This window comes from Acinetobacter sp. FB (assembly GCF_056033405.1).
Map to the genome: position 1 here is coordinate 1340151 of NZ_CM148502.1, position 21882 is coordinate 1362032.

Sequence of the window (21882 nt, forward strand, 5' to 3'; positions counted from 1 at the left end):
GGGGAAAATTGTGAGTGACTTAAAACAAGTTAACCCTGAATTTTGGGTATCTGCGCAGATCAATCAATCTGATTTGGTTGAAATTGCAGAGAAGGGAATCAAAACGATTATTTGTAATCGCCCTGATGGTGAAGGTGTCGACCAGCCAAATATCATTGAGATCCAAGAAGCTGCAATACGCCATGGGATTCAATTGGAATATTTACCTGTTGTAAGTGGGCGGGTGACAGATGAACAAGCAATTGAATTTAAGTCACTTTATCAAAAATCCCAAAAACCTGTACTAGCATTTTGCCGTTCTGGAACTCGATCAATCACGTTATGGGCACTGTCTCAAGTGGCTGAACTTACCATTGATCAGATGTTGTTGCAGTCAAAATCACTGGGCTACGATTTACAAGGTTTAGTCCCTCGAATTTTGAAGCAAAATCCAACTCAGTTAAACAATATACCGACTTTTTCTGTGGTGATTGTGGGTGGGGGGGCGGCAGGTATTTCAGTAGCATCGAGTTTGTTATCTCGTCAATCGAATTTAGATATTGCCGTGATTGATCCTGCTGAAATTCATTACTACCAACCGGGATGGACGATGGTGGGCGGTGGGATATTCCCTCCTGAAAAAACGGTAAGAACAATGGCGAGTCTGATTCCTAAACAAGTTCATTGGATTAAGGCAGCTGTTGCAGCTTTTGATCCTGATAATAAACAAGTTTTATTAGAGGGATGTAAGCCGATTAATTATGAAGTATTGGTCGTCTGTCCGGGCTTAAAATTAAATTGGCATGGAATAGAGGGTTTAGTTGAAACGCTAGGTAAAAATGGTGTGACTTCAAACTATCGTTATGATCTTGCGCCCTATACGTGGGACTTGGTCCGTAATATGAAACAGGGTAAAGCTGTTTTTACACAGCCACCAATGCCAATTAAATGTGCTGGTGCTCCGCAAAAAGCAATGTATTTGTCAGCTGATTATTGGCAAAAACAAGGTGTATTAAAAGATATTGAAATTGATTTTTATAATACAGGTGCGGTGTTATTTGGCGTACAAGCTTATGTTCCCGCTTTGATGGAATATATTAAACGTTACAATGCCAATTTAAGCTTTAATCATCAATTGATTAAAGTCGATGGAAGTCAAAAGCAAGCTTGGTTTAAAGTCAGTGAAGGGGAAAATACTTCAGTGATTGAAACTGATTTCGACATGATTCATGTTGTTCCTCCGCAGCAAGCACCTGATTTTATCCGAGCGAGTAACTTGGTTGATACTGCAGGCTGGGTGAGCGTCGATCAGCATACCTTACAGCATAGCAAGTATCCTTACATCTTTGCTTTAGGTGATGTCACTAATACACCAAATGCGAAAACGGCAGCAGCAGCACGAAAGCAAGCACCTATTGTTGCAGTGAATGTATTGCAGTATTTAAAAGGCAATCAGAATTTTGCGCAATATGACGGTTATGGATCTTGTCCGCTCACAGTTGAGCGTGGAAAGATTGTGTTGGCAGAATTTGGTTATGGCGGAAAACTGTTACCTAGTTTCCCTAAGTGGTTGCTCGATGGGCAAAAACCTTCACAGCTTGCATGGTTGTTAAAAGAGCAAATTCTACCGCCGATGTATTGGGATGGAATGCTAAAAGGTCGTGAATGGCTGGTGAAGCCAAAACTTTAATTTATTCAGCTTAAATAAATCAAATACTTAGTCCTGATTCAGAGCTGAGTTAGGACAGTATTTTCTCCAGAAATGGGTTCATCCTTGTACGAGGACATTGCATATCATGTGGTTATTAGTCTTAGAAGGTCTTGCGATCGGATGTTTACTTGGATTGACAGGCGCAGGTGGCGGTATTTTGGCTGTACCAGCATTGATGGCGAGTCAAGGATGGACAGTGTCTCAAGCTGCACCAGTAGGTTTGTTGGCAGTAACACTTTCTGCATTTGTTGGTATGGTTCAAGGCTTGTTCAAGAAAATCGTACGTTATCGTGCCGCGATATGGATCGCTTTAATCAGCTTACCATCAGCGCGTTACGGGATTCATCTTGCCAGTATTATTTCTCCAGTTTGGTTAAGCCTTGGTTTTAGTATCGTGATGATGATTGTGGCTTATCGTATTTTCTTCAATAAGGTGAATGATTTTGAAGATCCGCCGTGTAAGGTGAATCAATCAACAGGACAACTAATTTGGAATGTTAAAACTGCTTCAGTGTTGGGTATTATCGGTGTGATTGCAGGTCTATTAACTGGATTATTGGGGGTTGGTGGCGGTTTTGTAATTGTGCCAGCTTTGCGTAAAGTTACTGATCTAGATATGCGTAGTATCGTTGCAACGTCATTGATGATCATTTTCTTAATTGGTGGTGTAAGTATTTCAATACACATCATAGATGGCTTTCAGTATCCAATCGCTGTAACTCTTAGCTTTGTTGTGGCTTGTATTATTGGCATGTTAATTGGCAGAAGATTAATCAGCCTGATTGATATCAAAACGGTACAAAAGGTATTTGCTGTAGTGGTAATTTGTGTTGCCATTTATTTGGTGATTTCAAGCGTATCGAAAATCTTGCCCATGATTTCATTTTAATTATATCGTTATCTATTTGATTTTTAGTTTCCAAAACTGAACCTAGACTCAAGCGATAAGATTTTGAGTTTAGGTTAAAAGATACATAAATTTATGTTTCCTATGTAATTTTGTATTATGATGCTAAGAGTTCACTAGCATGCCTAAAATGATGCTTCACATAAACTTCATATGATTTCTATTAATATTATAAATATAAAAAGAGATTGGGTCAGGAAGAATCAATGTTTAAATTTTTTCTGCGATGGATGGATAGTTGGTCACTGACTGATACTTTAGATAAACAGCATATTCCCTTTCAAGAAAGCTCAAAAGATACCAAGATTCAGTGGTTTAGAATTTTACCATTCATTTTGCTGCATATCGCTTGTCTTGCAGTTTTTTGGGTGGGTGTATCTTGGTTTGCTATCGCATTCATGCTGTTTTTTTATTTTATTCGTATGTTTGCGATCACTGCTTTTTTTCATCGTTATCTTTCGCATAAAACCTTTCAAACTTCGCGTCCAATACAATTCTTTTTTGTGTTGATCGGAACCATGAGTGCACAGCGAGGGCCTTTATGGTGGGCAGCTCATCATCGTTATCATCATCGTTTTACTGACACAGATCACGATCCACATTCATCTACACATGGATTTTGGTACAGTCATATTGGATGGTTTTTAAATGAACAGAATTTTTCTACACGAAAAGAAGTCATTAAAGACTGGCTAAAGTTTCCTGAAATTGTTTGGTTAGATCGTTTTAGTTTACCTGTGGTCTTGTTCACTGCTTTTGCAATTTATGGTTTAGGTGAGTGGTTGAGTATTGCTTATCCGAGTTTAGGTACTTCAGGCTTACAGCTATTGGTATGGGGATTTGTGATTTCAACTGTTTTGCTGATTCATGCGACTTTATGTATCAATTCACTTGCGCATTTGTATGGCAGTCGAGACTTCGAGACGAAGGATAACAGCCGAAATAATTTATTTTTATCGATTATTACATTGGGTGAGGGCTGGCATAACAACCATCATTATTATGCTGGGAGTACTCGGCAAGGTTTCTTCTGGTGGCAAATCGACATTACTTATTACATTTTAAAAATGATGTCTTTTTTGGGTTTGATTTGGGGAATTAAACCTGTACCACAACGTATTTATGATACCCATAAAAGTCATCAATTAAATCTCAAAATAAACACAAGTAAAATTCAAAGCGAGGAGTCTTGATGAAGATTGCAATCGTAGGCTCTGGTATTTCAGGTATATATGCTGCATGGAAATTATCAAAGCAGCATGAAGTCACAATCTTTGAGAAAGAACAGTATTTCGGTGGACATACGGATACACATGATCTTTGGATTGAACGTAAAAACGTTGCTGTAGATAGCGGTTTTATTGTATTCAATGATTATAATTATCCTCTATTCAGTGCAATGCTTGTCGAATTAGGTGTAGAAGCACAGAATAGTGACATGAGCTTTTCAGTCAATAATCAAGTGACAGGGCTTCAATATAATCCATCAAAAAAATGGTCACTATTAACGCGACCTCAGAATTTTTTAAACAAGAAATTTCGAATCATGTTGTCTGACTTGATTCGTTTTTATCAAGACAACAAAGATACTCAGTTAGATCAATGCAACGCTGAACTGAGTATCGAAGACTATCTGAATCAAAATGATTATTCAGAGGTATTTCGCCAAGAACATTTATACCCAATGTGTGGTGCATTGTGGTCAAGCCCAGTGGATCAAGTTGGAAATATTCCCTATAAGTTTGTCGTAAGCTTTTTTCAACATCATCGTATGTTGCAATTAGAAGATCGCCCTCAATGGCAGACGGTCAAAGGTGGTTCAGCTTCTTATATACGAGCGATTCAAAAAGCTTGTCCATCAATTATTTGGAAAAAAGCGCAAGTTCAACAAGTGATTCGTGAAAATGATTTAGTTCATATTGTCACGAATCAAGAGCAAGAAACCTTTGATTGGGTTGTGTTTGCGAGTCATGCTGATGATACGTTAAAGCTTATTCAAAATCCTTCGGCAGATGAGCGAGAAGTATTAGGTTGTTTTGATTATCAAGATAACTTTATGGTGGTACATTGTGACACTTCGATTATGCCGAAGCGTCAGTCTCAATGGGCGAGTTGGCATGTGCATGTCACTGCTCAAGAGAAACATAAAAAAAATAGCAAAGCTCATCAAGTACACTATGGATTTACCTATTGGATGAACAGCTTGCAGAAGCTACCGTGTAAGACTCAGATCTTTTCTACACTCAATCCGAATATGCCCATCGCCAAAGATAAGATTTATGTCGAACGTCGTTATCGACATCCTGTTTTTGATAAGAAAGCAATTGAGTCACAAGCGCGTTGGGATTTGATCGATGGTCAAAACCGCAGTTCATTCTGTGGAGCATATTGGGGTTGGGGGTTTCATGAAGATGGTGCGAGAAGCGCTCAACGTGTAGTCGATGAACTATTAAAAGTGAATGACTAAATTTGGAGGTGATCACATGTTTGAAGATTCACTTTCCATAGCTAAAGCTCAGATTAGACATCGGCGCTTTTATCCCAAAGCACATGATTTTCAGTCAAGTTTGAGCTATTTATGTTTTGATCCAGATCGTATCGATCAAAACCTAGATCGTTCATGGCTTTGTTCTACTTCGCGTTGGAATATCTTAAATCTCTATGAAAATGATTTTCTAAAAGGCTATACCGGTTCGATCAGAGAACGAATTAAGAAAATTCTTTTGCAGCAAGTGGATACGATTTTGTCGACACAATCAGAAATTCGTGTCCTCGCTTTGCCAAGAACTTTAGGATTTAGTTTTAATTCCGTTATCTTTTATTTTGTACTCAATCCTCAAAAACAACCTGTTTTCGTATTGAGTGAAATTACCAATACTCCTTGGAATGAACGTAAAGTTTATGTGCATGACTGCCGTCAAAAATTAAAAGAGCACAGTTATTTTAAAAGTTATGAGTTCGAATTTGAAAAGAGTTTTCATGTTTCACCGTTTATGCCAATGGATATTCAGTACAAATGGCGATTTAACTTTTCAGATGAACAGAATGTGATTTATATGCAGCTTTATCAATCAGATAAATTGATCTTTGATGCAACGATGCGTTTCACTTTAACTAGCATCACAGTTCCTTCACAACTGAATCGTTATGCTATTCATCATATCTTTGAACCTTTCAAGATGTTAGCTTCGATCTACCTTCAAGCTTTTCATCTATGGCGAAAGAAAGTTCCATTTTATCGGCACCCAAAAAAAGATAAGGATTTAAAACAACATGATGAAAACGCTTATTTTCGGTGAACAGGATTCACTGCCTTTGGTTCTTCGAAGCTTGCTCAAACTTCGTCATGGTCAAATTCATTTTCGTGGAGAATGGAATGGTACCGTGGGTGAGGTTTCTGATTTAGAAGCGACGATAGAGATTCATAATAAAGAATTGATTGATCTCATTTTTAAAAACGGTGTACTTGGTGCGGCTGAAGGTTATATTCGCGGCTATTGGAGCAGTGAACACCTCGTTGAAGTCATTCAAATTTTGGCGAGAAACCGTCATGTGCTTGATAAGATTAATCAGAATGTGATTTCTCAAGCCAGCCAACTTGTATTAAAAGCTTGGTACAAAACACGTAAAAATTCATTGTCAGGAAGTCGAAAAAATATTGCAGAGCATTACGACCTGAGCAATGACTTTTTCAAACTCTTTCTTGATTCTTCAATGATGTATTCCAGTGCAGTATATAAGCACAAAGATATGACTCTAGAAGAAGCATCGGATTATAAAAAAGAACTGATTTGTCAGAAGTTACAGCTTAAACCGATGGATCACTTGGTTGAGATTGGGAGCGGTTGGGGCGGTTTTGCGATCTACGCTGCTCAGCATTATGGCTGTAAAGTGACTACGATTACGATTTCTCAAGCACAATACGATGAAGCAACCAAACGTATCGCAGATGCGGGCCTTAGTCATCGTGTCAATGTTCAACTCAAAGATTACCGATTATTAGAAGGAAAATTCGATAAGTTGGTTTCTATCGAAATGATTGAAGCGGTGGGTGAGCAATATTTATCGACATATTTTAATAAGTGCCGATCCTTATTAAAACCGAATGGTTTGGGATTGATTCAAGCTATTACGATTGAAGATGCGCGCTATAAAAAAGCCTTGAATACCGTGGATTACATTAAACGCTATATTTTTCCAGGTAGTTTTATTCCGTGTATCAGCGTTTTAACTCAAGCTGCATCTGAACAACAGTTACGCTTAAAACATCTTGAAGATATTGGTTTGAGCTATGCTGAGACGATTCATGAATGGCGTGAGCGTTTCTTAAATGCCAAAGAACAAGTTTTGGCTTTGGGATTTGATGAAAACTTTATTCGGATGTGGGATTTCTATCTTTGCTATTGCGAAGGTGGCTTTAAAGAAGGGGTGATCAGCGATATACACCTTTTGTTTGAAGCGAGTCCTTATTAATTTCTCATTATTTTAAGCATCAAGGAGGCAGTTATGATATGGCAATTGTTTTTACTTGATGCCGCAGTCATGACGCTTTGTTGGTTGTGGGCAACAGTGAACCATCGTGCTGGTATCGTAGATGTCGCTTGGAGCTTTTGTATTTTTTTAAATACTGCTCTGACAGCATTACTTATTGATGTTGCACCATTGAACGTCAGATTATTTATTGGAATATTCAGTTCGATTTGGTTTTTTCGATTGAGCTTGCACTTGTTTCGGCGTTATCTGGCTGAACATGAGGAAGATAGACGATATGCCAATATGCGTAGGGCGATGGGAAAATATCAACATTTAGGTTTCTTTGCTTTTTTTATGTTTCAGGCAGGATTGGCCATCTTATTTAGTCTTCCAATGTGGTGGTTATTGAATGTACCAAGCATGTCTTGGAGTATAGATACCAATGATTATTTGATTATTGCAGGTCTAATTATGTTTGTTGCATTCGTCGGTGAGACGGTTGCAGATCAACAATTATATCGTTTCAAGCAAAATCCTAAAAATCATGGCAAAACAATGGATCAAGGTCTGTGGAAGTATTCAAGGCATCCAAACTACTTCTTTGAATGGCTGCATTGGTTTGCTTATCCCATCATAGGATTAGCGGCAGGATTATTAAGCTTGTGGATCTATCCAATTTTGATGTGGTTATTCTTGTATTACATCACGGGTATTCCATTCAGTGAGCAACAAGCATTAAAAAATCGAGGTCAAAATTATCTCGATTATCAAAAACGAACTTCTATCTTTATTCCGTGGAAACCCAAAGAGTAGGTACGCACATGGACTTTATTATTCAAAAATCTTTAAAACTCGTCGAAAGCGGTTTAATTCCTGATCAAGCGATTCGTGCAGCCATCCGTGCATTGAGTAAAAAGCGTTTGATTCAAGAAGGGCGTTATGACCCTGAACAAGGTGCTCAGCGCTATATGGATGTGCTTAATATGTTAAAGCACAGTGAAATTGCGATCGAAACGGACAAAGCCAACGAGCAGCATTATGAATTACCTACTGCATTCTTTCAGGCTGTTCTAGGAAAACGTTTGAAATATAGTGCATGTTTCTTTCCTCATGATCGAACAAATTTGGATGAAGCTGAAGAATTTGCATTACAGATATATAGTGATCGCGCTCAATTACATGATGGTCAACAAATTTTAGAGTTAGGCTGTGGGTGGGGATCATTTACCTTATGGATGGCAGAGCGTTATCCAAATGCAAAAATTACTGGAGTGTCTAATTCAGCTACTCAACGCCAACATATTCTAGCAGAAGCTCAAAAGCGTGGTCTAAACAACGTAGAAATCTTAACCTGTGATGTTAATGTGCTCGAGTTAAAAGCGAATACTTTTGATCGTGTAGTTTCGGTTGAAATGTTTGAACATGTTCGAAACTATCAAAAGCTTTTTGAGAAAATTCAGTCTTGGCTCAAAGCAGATGGGATGTTGTGGTGTCATATTTTTTGTCATCGTTTTTTACATTATCCATTTGAAATTAAAAGTGAATATGATTGGATGTCACGTTACTTTTTTACGGGTGGTCTGATGCCATCAACGTCTACATTCTTACATTTCCAAGAGCATTTAGAACTATCTAAACATTGGCAATGGTCGGGTACTCATTACGAGAAAACAGCGAATGCTTGGTTAGAAAATATGGATCGCAATGTAGAACAATTAAAACCACTTTTTGAACAAGTTTACGCTCAAGATGCAGAAGCATGGTGGCAACGTTGGCGTATTTTCTTTATGGCTTGTGCAGAATTATTTGGGTTTGAACAAGGGCAAGAGTGGGTTGTCGGTCACTTCCTGTTTAAAAAGAAAGTCGTATAATTAAAGATAGCTCTGTAAGTAGATCAGCCAATGTTTAGATCGAAACAAAATGACGGAAATAATCATCCACTCGGTGAGATGTTTAATCGCTATTATTGGTTGCAGATCGGGCTGATCGCACTTTCAATTATTATTGGTATTGCTTGTAGTGCATGGGTGATTAAAGGTTCATTACTCAAAACTGCGCTTGAACAAGAAATGGAACATTATTGGATACGTGTTGATCGTAATCCAAATGCCGATCTTCCAGACACTAAAAATTTATATGGTTATCGATGGTCATCAAACAAGCCTCCGCAACCATTTCGTAATTTGACTTTACAGCAAGGTGTGCATCGTATTTTTGTAGATGGCAAAGATCGTATGACTGTTTATGGCGAGCGAAATGGACAACATGTGTTGTTGGTGTTTGGTGAAAGTAACGTCAATAAAATTGTTTGGATGTTTGGTCTTGCGCCATTAATGTTCAGTTTGATCGTGCTGTATAGTATTTTATGGTGGTCAAATCGCCGTGCGAAACGTTATTTTTCACCGATTACCCGTCTTGCAAATGCGCTAGAACAAATAGACTGGGTTCATCAAAATAAAGAAGCCTCTCCATTTCAAGATATTAGTACCAATGGCAATTTGGAAGCAGAATATCTAAAACAGGCATTAGAAAAGTATCATGAAGTATTGAGTGAATTTATTCATCGTGAACGCGAGTTTACAGGGGACGTAAGTCACGAATTACGTACGCCTTTGACGATTTTGAAAGGTAATGTCCAAATCTGCCAAGCAAGATATGGTAATGATAAATCATTGAACCGTATAGCAAATACCATTGAAGACATGCAATTACTCGTAGATACTTTACTTGCAATTGCACGTAACACGACCAATACCCTAAATGCCGAGCAAACTCGATTATCTGTCATTATTACTGATCTCGTTCACGATTTAGATATGGTGAGCCAAAGCAAAGGGATAGAGATCTTGGTACAGTATGATAATTCAGAATCAACACGTCTATTATATCCATCGATGACAAAAATGGTGTTGAGCAATATTTTGCGTAATGCGCTAAATTATTCTCAAGGCTCAAGTATTCATATTATTCAACAGAAAAATAGCATCATCATTGCTGATAACGGCATTGGAATTAGCCTACCAGATGAATTAAAAGTCCGAGAATTAAGTCGTACTCAGCTAAAACTCAATCCTAAAGGACATGGCATAGGTCTACAGTTAGTAGAAAAACTATGTATGCAACTAGGCTGGAGAGTCGAGTTGTTCGATCGTCAATATTATTTAAATACACATACTGAACTTGAACTGCCGAATACAACAGGATTAATTGTTGTTGTATATATGAATTAAAGCACTTAATCCTCAAGTGCGATTTTTAAACCAACACCCGAAATCGTATGAATGAGTTTCTGTTGAAAAGGTTTATCCACCATTTTACGTAAATTATAAATATGACTACGTAAAGCATCACTTTCAGGCTCTTCATCACCCCAAAGCTCTATAATAATTTCTTGTTTGGTTATTACTCTTGGTGAGTTTCTCATTAAAATTTTAAGTAATTTAAATTGAATTCGTGGCAATTCGATGTGTTGTCCTGCACGAATAATGGTTTGTGTAGAGCTATCTAAAATTAAGTCATGAATTTGAATTTTATTCTTGGAAACTTCGCCTAATGAACGTTTAATTAGAGCACGAATACGCATGACTAATTCATTGAAATCAAAAGGTTTAACTAGATAGTCATCTGTACCTGCAACAAAACCCTTCAATTTATCATCTAAGGTGTCACGAGCGGTAAGCATAAGCACAGGAATATCCATACCTTGGTCTGTTCTTAACCATTCACATAAATCGTAACCAGAGCCATCAGGTAAATTTATGTCTAATAAAAGCAGATGATACGCCTGTGTTTTAAGAAAATTACGTGCAGCATCCAAATTACGCGCATGATCAATTACAAAACCATGTTCCTCTAAAAACTCACATACAGTTGCCGCAAGTTCATAGTGGTCTTCAACCATCAGGATAAATTGATTGCTCATAATAGTATCCACTATGGATTAAGTAATTGTTGTTTTAATTTAGCATTAAAAGGTGAACTTCCAAACCAAATTTTAAAATACTGATTTGCTTTTTGATCTGTAATCGCACCGAGAGTCTTTTGATTTAAAGATAATGTAAGTGTGTTGCTATTTTGATTGTAGCTGAGGCTATAGAGATCACCTTTTTTTACAGGGTGATATAATTCTGTGATGTTATTCAGTGGTGAATTATATGAGAAGTCCGCAATATTTTTCTTAAGGAAATGCGTTGCCGCGCGTTTAAATGCCCATTCAGGAATGTTTTGACGATAAGAAAAGTCTAGGCGTATGTTTTGGTTTTCCCAGTTTTTTTTACAATCCTCTGCAAAGTATGTCACTGAACCAACAACTTTTCCTGTAACGATCAGTGGAGCATTCTGACAAGTTTGAACACTTGCATGAACTACATGAATACTTACTATTAAGTTAATGGCACAAAATAAAAATATTTTCTTGTATAAATTAGAATTCATTTTTAGCTCCATTGTGCAAAGAAATACTCAATTCAAAGCTTATTTAATAACATATATTTTAATAGGCATAAAAATTAAGATTTTTTTCAATACGTTCAATTTCGTAACGTGCATATGCAGGATTTGTCAGAGTATGATCTAAAATTGCATATAAAAATAGGTTTTGATTACTTTCAAGGGGAGTAATCATATGATATTGATTATGTAAACTGATAAATATACCTTCAAGATAATCCAGTGGATCAAACTGATGTGTCAGATTTATTTGCATGTTATATATATTGGTAACTTCAAGTATAGCACTATCTATATTTATATAATGATCTCCTATAGATTTTAATATAGCACCATCATGAGTATCTATCACAGCAAGGAAGATTAAACCATCAATATGACTGAATTGATTTAATAGGAAATTATCGTTCATATTTATCATCCTTGAATTATTCTAAATTTATGATGGCCGAATTTTAAACTATTTTTTGAATGGTAGAATCAAAGAATAGGCTCTTCCGATATAAGGCAATGAACGATATAAGCCATTGGCAGGGTCCCAATAGTCTTGTTGAAAAACAATTTGGTTAGAGGAATTGATCTTGATTTCACTTATGCCATACGATGCCATAGTTTTACTGCGACCAAACATTTTAAAATCATAAGCCATATACCAATGTATATAGGCCGAATCTTTTTGATAAGTGGCACTAATAAGTTTGACATTGACGTTACTCACATGCTCATTCATACCTGAAAAATGTTTTACTAAATCTTGTTTGTTCGAAAACTGGGATAAAGTGTCATTAATGTATAGATCATTAGCATATAGTTGGCTTGCATTTTTAATAAAACTTGGTGTGCCAAGTGTATTGAATGCTGACGTAAAGCGCTTACCGATTTCAGTCGCTTGTTCTTGCGTCAAAGCAATGCCTGAGATTTCTTTACTTGCTTTGGTATAGTCAGATGAATAGCTCGGTATACTTTTACACGAAGCTAAAGAGAATAAGGCTGATGTTGAAACCGCTAAAGTTCGTAGAAATGCCATGTTCGTAAACTCATTTCATTTTATAAATAGCTTAGAGCGCGCTATGTGAATCTGATGTGAACTAGATCGATATTACATGAGCTTGTTGCCATGAACCTATTTTGAAAAATAAAGCCACGAGATAACATCATGGCTTTATAGATTGAGTAGACTGAAGATTTAGCGAAGAAATATTATTTTTTCGCTTTTTTTGATTTTAAATATTCTTGATAAGCTTCTTCAGCAAAACGTCTTAATGAATCTCCGATTGCTGCGTATTGAAATTCATTTAGATTAGCTAAAGACGCGCGTGCAGAAGGATGTTGTACACCAAAACCTGATCCAGGAAGTAGCACAACGCCTGTTTCATCTGCGACACGGAACAATAATTCAGTTGGATTTTTATTTTTCATTATCCAATCTGCAAATTCGTCACCATATAAGGTGCGCGAAGTATTTTCTAAATTCACTAAGGTATAGTAATCGACCGCATTTGGATCTTGTGGAACATCAACTCCCAATTGTCGATATAAGGCTGCATCACGCTCACGTACTACAGATTTAACCGCTTTTTTATAGCTTTGACGTGAATCCATTAAATTGAATAATGCGAATAAAACCATTTGCACTTGTTGGGGTGTAGATAAGCCCGCTGTATGATTCAATGCAACATTACGACTGTCTGCAACGAGGCGATCAATAAATTTGATATTACTTGGATCAGTCGTTAATGAAGAATATCGTTCTTCTAGCTCTTTTTTATCTTTTTTAGAGAGAGCAGATATTTTTTGATCCAAAATATTATTGTTACTCAATGCAATGACACCAAGTCGCCAGCCTGTTGCTCCAAAATATTTAGAGAATGAATACACGAGGATGGTATTATCTGGGCAGATTGCAAATAATGATTTGAAATTATCTGCAAATGTGCCATATACATCATCAGTCAAAATAATCAGATCAGGGCGTTTTTTTACGATATCAGCTAAAATGGCTAACCCTTCATCACTCATTTTCACTGATGGTGGATTACTTGGATTCACTAGAAAAAATGCTTTAATTGATGGGTCTTCTAATTTGCGTAATTCTGATTCTGGGTATTGCCAACCAAGTGTTGGATCGGCTTCGATCAATACTTCTTCCAGTTGATAATCGTTAAGTTTAGGAATTTCGAGATAAGGTGTAAAAATAGGTGCACCAATTGCAATTCGATCACCAGTTGCAATAATTTTATTTTCTTTCAATGAGTTGAAAATATAAGCCATTGCAGCAGTTCCACCCTCAACTGCAAACAGATCTACATTCTCTTTAGGCATACCTTGCACGCCCATTTCACGTAAAATGTATTCCTTGATAATCGTTTCACTGAGTCGAAGCATACGATCTGGCACAGGATAATTACACCCTAAAATACCTTCAACCATCTCAAGTAAAAATGCATCGGGGTCTAAACCGAGTTGATCTCTAACATAAGAAATTGCTTTTCCTAAGAATACTACCCCTGGTTTATCTCTATTTTGCATTACAAAGTTATCAAAGCGAGACTGTAAACCGACAGGACGGGGGAAACCACCTAAGCCTTCAGGCATATAAGAAAAGGAAAATTCTGACTCTGTTGTTGAAAATAAACCTAATTGGAAAAATGCTCTGCGAGGAATTGTGGCTAAAAAATTCGGATTTCCTCGTCCTGCATTAAGCATGAGTCTGTCGGTTCTACTTTGTGCTAATTCAATGAGATTGTCTTTCAATTCAAATGGACTAAGTTTTGCGTATTTAGAGTAATCAATATTCCCCATGGGGAGTCTCCTTCATTATAGTAAAGCTGATGAATTATTTTTTATCATCAATTTATTTAAGCTAAACCCACGATCAGTGGACCAAGCAAGGTTAGAAAAACATTGGCTAATGCATACGTAATTGCAAACGGAACCGTAGGAATTGAATTACCTGCTTTATCTAAAACGCCACCAAATGCAGGATTAGCACTACGTGAACCTGATAATGCTCCCGCCATGACAGCAACATTGTCATAACGCAGTACATAACGAGCAAAAAGCATTGAAAGAATGAGTGGGACCAGTGTCACGACAACCCCGATCATAAAGAGTGATAGGCCACTTTCCTTAATTGTCTGAATGGCTTGTAAACCTGACTGAAGACCGACAGCCGCAACGAAACCTGCGAGACCTAAATCTTTAAGTAGTTGTGATGCCGCCAAAGGCATATTGCCGTGGACTTGATTTCTGCTACGTAACCAACCAAATAAAAGACCCGAGAGTAGGGCACCACCACCTGCACCAAGCGTTAACGGTACATCACCGATACGTATAACAAATAAACCAATCAGTAGACCCACGACCAAGCCTGCACCGTGAAAAATCCAGTCAGTTTTTAGGCTTTCAGGTAAGGCTTTACCAGCCTCTTTCACTAAGCGTTCAAGATCACTTTTGGTGCCGTAAACGGTCACGACATCACCTTGGCGTAATATCGTCTCATCATTTAAGATTTGTACTTCATCATTATGTTTAATGCCAAGTACATAGATGCCATGTTTTAAATATTCTGGCGTTTTGGCTTTAATATCACCTAGTGTACGATTGATATATTTTGAGTTTCTCAGGATGACATCTGTTGTATCCATAATCATTTCCATTCCTTGAGAGGATTGGAGTTCAGTACCCGTTTGATCAGCAACCGAAACAATGCTCGCCCTGCGTCCAACGATCAGAATAATGTCGTCAGTTTGCAAAATAATCTCTGGAGATACGTCGATAAATTTATCTTTGCGCTTTAGTCGTTCAATCGTAATACTTGGTTTTTGAGCTTCGAATTCAGCAATGGTTTGACCACTGGCTTGTTTAACTTTATAAATTCGTCCAACGATTTCAGGCATCGCCAATTCTTGACCAGGGGCGAGTTCAAAAGCACCTTTTAAGCGTTCAGATTGAGCTTTTAATGCATCATCATGAATTTCTCGGCCCATAAATTTAGGTAAGATATTTACACAAATAATGATCGCACCAAGAGAGCCAAAAATATAAGTAACTGCATATCCAATTGCTACATTTGCCTGCAGTTTTTGAATTTCAGCTAATGGGAGGTCTAGGCGAGATAAAGCATCTCCAGCAGTACCAATAATTGCAGATTGGGTCATACCACCCGCGGCTAAACCTGCTGCTAATCCCTTATCAAGATGGAAGATTTTAGCCATAATGAGTACAGTAATTAAGCCACTCACCGCCATAAATACTGCTAGTAAAATTTCTTTAATGGACTGTGGACCAAGAGATTTAAAAAACTGTGGACCACTTTCGAAACCAACGGCATAAATAAAGAGTGCGAAGAGAATTGCTTTGACACCATTATCGACAGGAACACCAATTAAACTGAGTACAACTGCAACAAGAAGAGAGCCAGCAACACCGCCAAACTGGAACTTTCCGAATTGAAATTGTCCGATCCAAAATCCTATTGCGAGTGATAAGAATAAGAGTATTTCAGGACTGTGCTTTAATTCATTCTGTAACCATTCAATCATTTTATGATCTCACTTTTATTATTTATCTACCTTTAGGTTTAAAATTTATTTATTTTTCATGTTTTTAAAATACTATGTGAATTTGATGTGTGCAAATGTGTTGATTTATTAGATATAAATTTTTAAATCTAGATTATTTATATGCATATCAGTGGTTTATTATTGTGTAGGTTTTAATTTTTTTTGAAGATAATCTTGAAAGTATGTTTTTTTTACGAAAGGTAAAATAAATTTACATAAATACACATGACGATTTTTGCAATAAGGTTTTTAGGTTTTTTGGATTTTTTATATAAAAATTATTTTTAATCAAAATTTTAATTTTAATTTTTTGCTTTATAAAATTAATAAATATTTACTCGTTGTTTAATTCATTAGATAAAACTGATTAAGCTAAAACAAAAATATAAAGAAAAGTATTCTTTTTATTACGAAAGATTCTTATTTTTTTTGATTATATTTTACTCAAAATAAATAATTTAACAAAAAACATATATATACATAAAGGTGAAATAAAGATGAATAAAGTTTATAAGTTGGTCTGGAATGCTGCTTTAAATGCTTGGGTTGTTGTTTCTGAGCTAGCAAAATCAAGAGTTAAATCTAAAAATTTAAAGTTAACGGTAGGAGTCATTGTTCTTAATGCTGTATGTGGAAATACTTTGATCTATGCTGATGAGCTTATCGACGGAAAAAATATTCAAGTTGTTACGGATACTACAGATCCTCTGAATATCAAACATACAATATCAACTACTGATAATGTTGTTTTTAATAAAGTTTCTGTAGGTTCAATCACCATAGATAATACTACAAATAAAATTTCAGGCTTAAGTGATGGTGTTAATAATGATGATGCAGCAACTTATGGTCAGATTAAAAATGTAGATAATAAAGTTACAAAAAATACATCGGATATATCCTCGCTCACGACAAATGTATCAAAAAATACATCCGATATTTCAACAATTAATACAAGTGTTTCAAAGAATTCAGGCGATATATCCTTATTAAACAATCGTGTTACAACCAATGAAGGGGATATTTCTAATTTACAATCTTCTGTAGGTGGTTTGGCCAATCAAACTTGGAATTTGCAATCTAATGGTGATGCAAAAACAGCCATAAAATCTTCTGATACAGTTCAATTTATCAATGGTAAAAATATTGCAATTACTCGAAGTGGAACAGATATTACTGTTTCTACTCAACCAGAAGTGAATTTTGACAAGGTATCTGTCGACGGAGTGGTCATTGATAATGGTCAAATTACTGTTGCCAAAAATGCAACTGTAGGTGCTGGATCAAAACAAGTCGTAACAGGGGATCAACTTTATCAGATTCAACAAGATTTATTGAATGCAGGGATTGAACGAGCAAAATATTTTCATGCAACTTCGACTTTGGATGATTCGGTCGCAGATGGTACGGACTCAGTTGCTGTGGGCCCCAAAGCAGTAACCAATAAAGCTGCTCAAGACGCAATTGCAATTGGCAATAATGCAAGCGTTGGTACTGCCGATGATGGTATCACGACACCGACGGATGGTGTTGAATCGATTGCAATTGGTAAAGACAGTAAAGCTTTAGGCAATAAAAACACAGTTATTGGTCAAGCTGCTACGGTAGATACAAAAGAAGTAACCAGTTCAATTGCTTTAGGCGATACTGCAAAAGTAACTGGAATTAATACAAATAAAGCAATTGCGATCGGTAATGAAGCAACAGCAAGTTCTGAAAAGACAACATCTATAGGTGCATCTGCATTGGCATCTGCAGCAAATTCTACAGCAATTGGTGAATCAGCCAAAGCAACAGCTGGTTCTGCGACGGCATTAGGAAGTGGTGCAACAGCTGGAGCAGGAAATGGTACTGCACTAGGTGTGGGTGCTCAGGCAAATAGTACCAGTTCAATTTCTTTAGGTGCAAATGCTGGTGCAGGTACGATTAACAATTTGGGGAATAGTAATCAAAACCACATTGCAATTGGTACAAGTGCAGGCCAAAACATCAAAGGTAATGAAAATATAGCCATCGGGTTACAAGCATCGAATGGCACCTCAGGAAATTATAATATTGCGATTGGTTCACAAGCTGGGCAATCTTCTCAAGGTGAAGAAAATGTAAGTATTGGTTATCTGTCAAATCAAAAAGGAAGTATAGCTGATCATTCCACTGCAATTGGTGGTCGATCAACAACAGGTCAAGCGGCTGTAGCTGTAGGTTATTTGGCAAATGCATCTGATCAAGGAGCTGTAGCAGTCGGTGCAGGTTCAAAAGTCGAAGGGATTGATGATGGAAAAGGCAATAAGGGGAATGCGGACAATGGTGTAGCAGTTGGTATTAATGCTTGGTCTAAAGATAATAGTATTGCTCTTGGCGCTAACTCAGTTGCATCTACGACTACAGCAGCAACGCAATCAGGCTATTTAACCTCTACTCAAATAGGTACGCAGGGCGTTGTTTCAGTTGGTTCTGATGGCTCTGGTGGTATAGCTGCATTTAACCGACGTATTGCTCATGTAGATGATGGTGCAGACGATTATGATGCAGTGAATATTCGTCAGCTTAAAGTTGCACAAGATAAAGTTGGAAATTTAATTGGTGGTAATGTTTCGGTTGATGGTAACGGCAATTACTCACAAATTACTTTAAAAGATACCAAGGGCGTTGAGTATAAATATGACACGGTTGTCGAAGCACTTGGTGCAATTACCAGTGGTGCAGTATTGCCAAGTGTTGATAACGCAGTAACTTATACCGATGCAACTTCTACTCAAATTAATTTACGACCAAATACGGTAATTAGTGGACTAGCTCCAGGTGTTGTGGGTACAGATGCAGTTAATTTAGATCAAATGCAAAAATCGATTGAAGCAAGTCGAGTTAAATACGTCAGTGTTAAATCAGAGGCAATTGGTAATAGAAATAATGAAGGGGCTTCAGGGGTTGATGCTGTAGCGATTGGTCCTGAAGCGATTGCACAAAATAAAAATAGTACTGCAATTGGTTCACAAGTTTATGCTTTAGGTGACAATACCACCAGTATTGGCTCAACGGGGACAATTGCCTACGACACCTCTGGCGTTGCGATTGGTCAACAAGCGATAAGCCGTGGTGAAAATAGTATTGTCATTGGTAAAAGCGCAAAATCTGAGCCGCAAACAAGCTTAGATAAAGTTGATAATGCACTTGCTATTGGTACATCAGCGCTCGTAACGAATAGTAAAGGAATTGCACTTGGTGCAAATACAATTGCGCGTGGCGAAGAAAGTATAGCCCAAGGTTACGATGCGCGGGCAAATGGCGCGCGTTCAGTTTCATTAGGCGTAAGCACTCGAACATCAGCAACAGATGCGTATGCATTGGGTACACAAGCTTCTTCTTCAGCAAATAATGCGCTGGCTTTGGGTACTCAATCATCCGCAACAGCAAGCAACTCGATTGCTACAGGTACCAAAGCGACGACTTATGCAAACAATGCGATTGCAATGGGTAATAATGCAATTTCTGGCAAAGCAAATCCAACTAAAGAAGAAACAGATAATAATTTAAACTCAAATACGATTGCGATCGGTTCTGATAGTTTTGCACAAATTCAAAGTGCTATCGCGTTAGGGAATAAAGCGCGTGCGACTGAGGAAAATACGATTGCAATTGGTAAAAATACCAAGGTTGAAGCCAAAGATGCAATCGCGATAGGTGTAGATGCACAAACGGTTGGTGAAAATGGAGTTGCACTTGGTAAACAAGCAAAAGCAGATGGTACAAATGCTTTAGCTCAAGGTGTATCTGCAAAAGCTCTAAATCAAAATGCCATCGCACAAGGGAATAATGCTCAAGCAATTGCAGATAATGCAACGGCAACAGGTACGAATGCATTAGCTACAGGAACTGCTGCGATTGCTCAAGGCTTAAATGCTAGAGCTTTAAATACCAATACAATTGCACAAGGTGCAAACTCACAAGTAAGTGCTGATAATGGTGTTGCTTTAGGTGCCAATACCACCGTTACTCATACTGGGGCAGTCGCGATTGGTAGCGGTTCTCAGTCTGCGGATTATGTTCAAACGACAAATACAGTTATAAACGGTAAAACTTATAATTTTGCGGGTACTCCAACAAATTCTTCCAGTGTGAGTGTAGGTAGTGTCGGAAATGAGCGTACGATTGTAAATGTTGCTGCGGGGCGTATTAGCTCCGCGAGCACGGACGCAATCAATGGTAGTCAGTTGTATCGTACCAATTCGGCAATCGAAGATTTGGCGAATACACCTTTGACTTTCCAAGCTGATTCTGGAACTAAAGTTGATCGTAAGCTTGGAGAAACATTAAATATTGTGGGTGGTGTGACTGATAGTTCAAAACTTTCTGATAATAATATTGGTGTTGTTGCGGATGGAAATAATAAATTAACAGTCAAACTTGCGAAAGATGTAAAAGTAGACAGTGTCAACGCTGGTGGTACGGTGATTAACAGTGCAGGTCTCAGCTTTGTTGATGGCAGTGGCAATATGGTTGCCAATAGCCCAAGTATCAGCAAGACTGGGATTAATGCAGGCAATAACAAGATCACCAACGTATCCAAAGGCGATGTGAATTCGACCTCAACCGATGCGATCAATGGTAGTCAATTGTACGAAGTACAACAAACCGCGAATAAAGGTTGGAACCTCACTACCAATAAAGATGCATCGAGTAAGAGTAACGTTGCTCCAGATGGGACAGTGGATATCTCCAATGCAGACAGTAACCTTGTGATCAGCAACACAGGTAATAATGTGGATATCCGCTTGGCGAACCAAGTGACGATTGGCTCAGGCACAGGCAGCAACCCAGTCACGATCAATGGTATGACAGGCCGAGTGAGTGGCTTAAGCAATACCACATGGGATCCAAACGGTATTTATAACAGCAAACAAGCGGCTACCGAAGAACAACTCAAATCAGTCAGTGACGTTGCACAGAATGCGAACCAAGGTTGGAACGTCAAATCAGACAACAGCTTAGCCTCAACCCAAGTCAAACCAACAGACACGGTAGATATTGGATTAAGCACAGGAGAAAACAACCTCAAAGCCACGGCAGTGAATGATGGTAAAGGCACGACCACGATTGATTTCAGTCTGAACCGAGACCTAGACATCGATACGGTGACAGCGGGTACAGGCAGCAACAAAACCATACTCAGTCAAACGGGTGTCAATATTGATAATGGCACGACCCAAACCCAACTACAAGCAGGCAAACTGGTGGTTAAGAATACGGCCAATACAGTAACTTTAGATGCGAGCAAAGGCACCCTTGAAGGATTAACCAATAAAGACACTAACAGTGCAGACTTTGCGACACAAGGACGAGCAGCGACAGAAGAGCAACTCAAACAAATCCAAACAGGCTTAACCGACAGTGGCTTTGGCTTAACAGCAGCGGATGGCAATGCGGTACAGAAGAAACTTGGAGAGACGGTTGAAGTGGTAGGTGCAGACAGCAATATCACCACTAAGGTTGACCAAGGCAAAATTGCAATTGAGTTATCGAAAGATCTAGCAGTGAATAGCGTCAACGCTGGTGGTACGGTGATTAACAGTGCAGGTCTCAGCTTTGTTGATGGCAGTGGCAATATGGTTGCCAATAGCCCAAGTATCAGCAAGACTGGGATTAATGCAGGCAATAACAAGATCACCAACGTATCCAAAGGCGATGTGAATTCGACCTCAACCGATGCGATCAATGGTAGTCAATTGTACGAAGTACAACAAACCGCGAATAAAGGTTGGAACCTCACTACCAATAAAGATGCATCGAGTAAGAGTAAC

Annotated in this window: 15 protein-coding genes and 1 pseudogene; 10 read left to right on the top strand and 6 right to left on the bottom strand. The window is 37.9% G+C overall.

Annotated elements, in window-relative coordinates; all coding sequences use genetic code 11:
- The first annotated feature begins 10 nt into the window (after positions 1–10).
- The 9 genes from AC0JIQ_RS06255 to AC0JIQ_RS06295 all read left to right on the top strand — a co-directional run bounded on the left by AC0JIQ_RS06255 (position 11) and on the right by AC0JIQ_RS06295 (position 10300).
- Positions 11–1669: a bifunctional protein tyrosine phosphatase family protein/NAD(P)/FAD-dependent oxidoreductase gene (locus AC0JIQ_RS06255; protein WP_474202983.1), complete on the top strand. Its 1659-nt coding sequence runs from the start codon at positions 11–13 to the stop codon at positions 1667–1669.
- A 106-nt stretch (positions 1670–1775) separates the two neighbouring features.
- Entirely contained in the window at positions 1776–2579 is an 804-nt protein-coding gene (locus tag AC0JIQ_RS06260; protein ID WP_474202984.1) for a sulfite exporter TauE/SafE family protein, read from the top strand.
- A 224-nt stretch (positions 2580–2803) separates the two neighbouring features.
- Complete coding sequence (locus AC0JIQ_RS06265; protein ID WP_474202985.1) at positions 2804–3790, top strand: acyl-CoA desaturase; 987 nt, start codon at positions 2804–2806, stop codon at positions 3788–3790.
- Positions 3790–5064, top strand: coding sequence for an NAD(P)/FAD-dependent oxidoreductase (locus AC0JIQ_RS06270; RefSeq protein ID WP_474202986.1), 1275 nt, complete (start codon positions 3790–3792; stop codon positions 5062–5064). The genes AC0JIQ_RS06265 and AC0JIQ_RS06270 overlap by 1 nt, the downstream gene beginning before the upstream one ends.
- Positions 5065–5080: 16 nt before the next feature.
- On the top strand, positions 5081–5896 hold the full coding sequence (locus tag AC0JIQ_RS06275; RefSeq protein WP_474202987.1) for a DUF1365 domain-containing protein: 816 nt from the start codon (positions 5081–5083) through the stop codon (positions 5894–5896).
- Positions 5871–7070 carry a class I SAM-dependent methyltransferase gene (locus AC0JIQ_RS06280; RefSeq protein ID WP_474202988.1) on the top strand — a complete coding sequence of 400 codons (1200 nt, stop codon included), beginning with the start codon at positions 5871–5873 and terminating at the stop codon, positions 7068–7070. Before AC0JIQ_RS06275 ends, AC0JIQ_RS06280 begins: the two co-directional genes overlap by 26 nt.
- Positions 7071–7103: 33 nt before the next feature.
- On the top strand, positions 7104–7883 hold the full coding sequence (locus AC0JIQ_RS06285) for a DUF1295 domain-containing protein (protein WP_474202989.1): 780 nt from the start codon (positions 7104–7106) through the stop codon (positions 7881–7883).
- 8 nt (positions 7884–7891) lie between these two features.
- Entirely contained in the window at positions 7892–8941 is a 1050-nt protein-coding gene (locus AC0JIQ_RS06290) for an SAM-dependent methyltransferase (RefSeq protein WP_474202990.1), read from the top strand.
- Between the two features lie 30 nt (positions 8942–8971).
- On the top strand, positions 8972–10300 hold the full coding sequence (locus AC0JIQ_RS06295) for a sensor histidine kinase (protein ID WP_474202991.1): 1329 nt from the start codon (positions 8972–8974) through the stop codon (positions 10298–10300).
- A 5-nt stretch (positions 10301–10305) separates the two neighbouring features.
- Here AC0JIQ_RS06295 and AC0JIQ_RS06300 read toward each other — a convergent pair whose 3' ends face one another.
- The 6 genes from AC0JIQ_RS06300 to aspT form a co-directional block, all read right to left on the bottom strand.
- Positions 10306–10992 (bottom strand): response regulator transcription factor, encoded by a 687-nt coding sequence (locus tag AC0JIQ_RS06300; RefSeq protein WP_050041833.1) that lies wholly within the window; start codon positions 10990–10992, stop codon positions 10306–10308.
- A gap of 11 nt (positions 10993–11003) precedes the next feature.
- Positions 11004–11504, bottom strand: coding sequence for a chalcone isomerase family protein (locus tag AC0JIQ_RS06305; RefSeq protein WP_474202992.1), 501 nt, complete (start codon positions 11502–11504; stop codon positions 11004–11006).
- A gap of 58 nt (positions 11505–11562) precedes the next feature.
- Complete coding sequence (locus AC0JIQ_RS06310) at positions 11563–11931, bottom strand: roadblock/LC7 domain-containing protein (protein WP_241341204.1); 369 nt, start codon at positions 11929–11931, stop codon at positions 11563–11565.
- Positions 11932–11979: 48 nt separating this feature from the next.
- A complete protein-coding gene (locus AC0JIQ_RS06315; protein ID WP_474202993.1) occupies positions 11980–12546 on the bottom strand; it encodes a nuclear transport factor 2 family protein in 567 nt (188 codons plus the stop codon).
- Positions 12547–12719: 173 nt separating this feature from the next.
- Positions 12720–14321, bottom strand: coding sequence for a bifunctional aspartate transaminase/aspartate 4-decarboxylase (locus AC0JIQ_RS06320; RefSeq protein ID WP_474202994.1), 1602 nt, complete (start codon positions 14319–14321; stop codon positions 12720–12722).
- Positions 14322–14377: 56 nt separating this feature from the next.
- Positions 14378–16063 (bottom strand): aspartate-alanine antiporter, encoded by a 1686-nt coding sequence (gene aspT, locus AC0JIQ_RS06325; protein ID WP_474202995.1) that lies wholly within the window; start codon positions 16061–16063, stop codon positions 14378–14380.
- A gap of 518 nt (positions 16064–16581) precedes the next feature.
- Here aspT and AC0JIQ_RS06330 point away from each other — a divergent pair.
- Positions 16582–21858 (top strand): annotated as a pseudogene (locus AC0JIQ_RS06330) (ESPR-type extended signal peptide-containing protein); the annotation flags it as partial.
- Positions 21859–21882 lie beyond the last annotated feature (24 nt).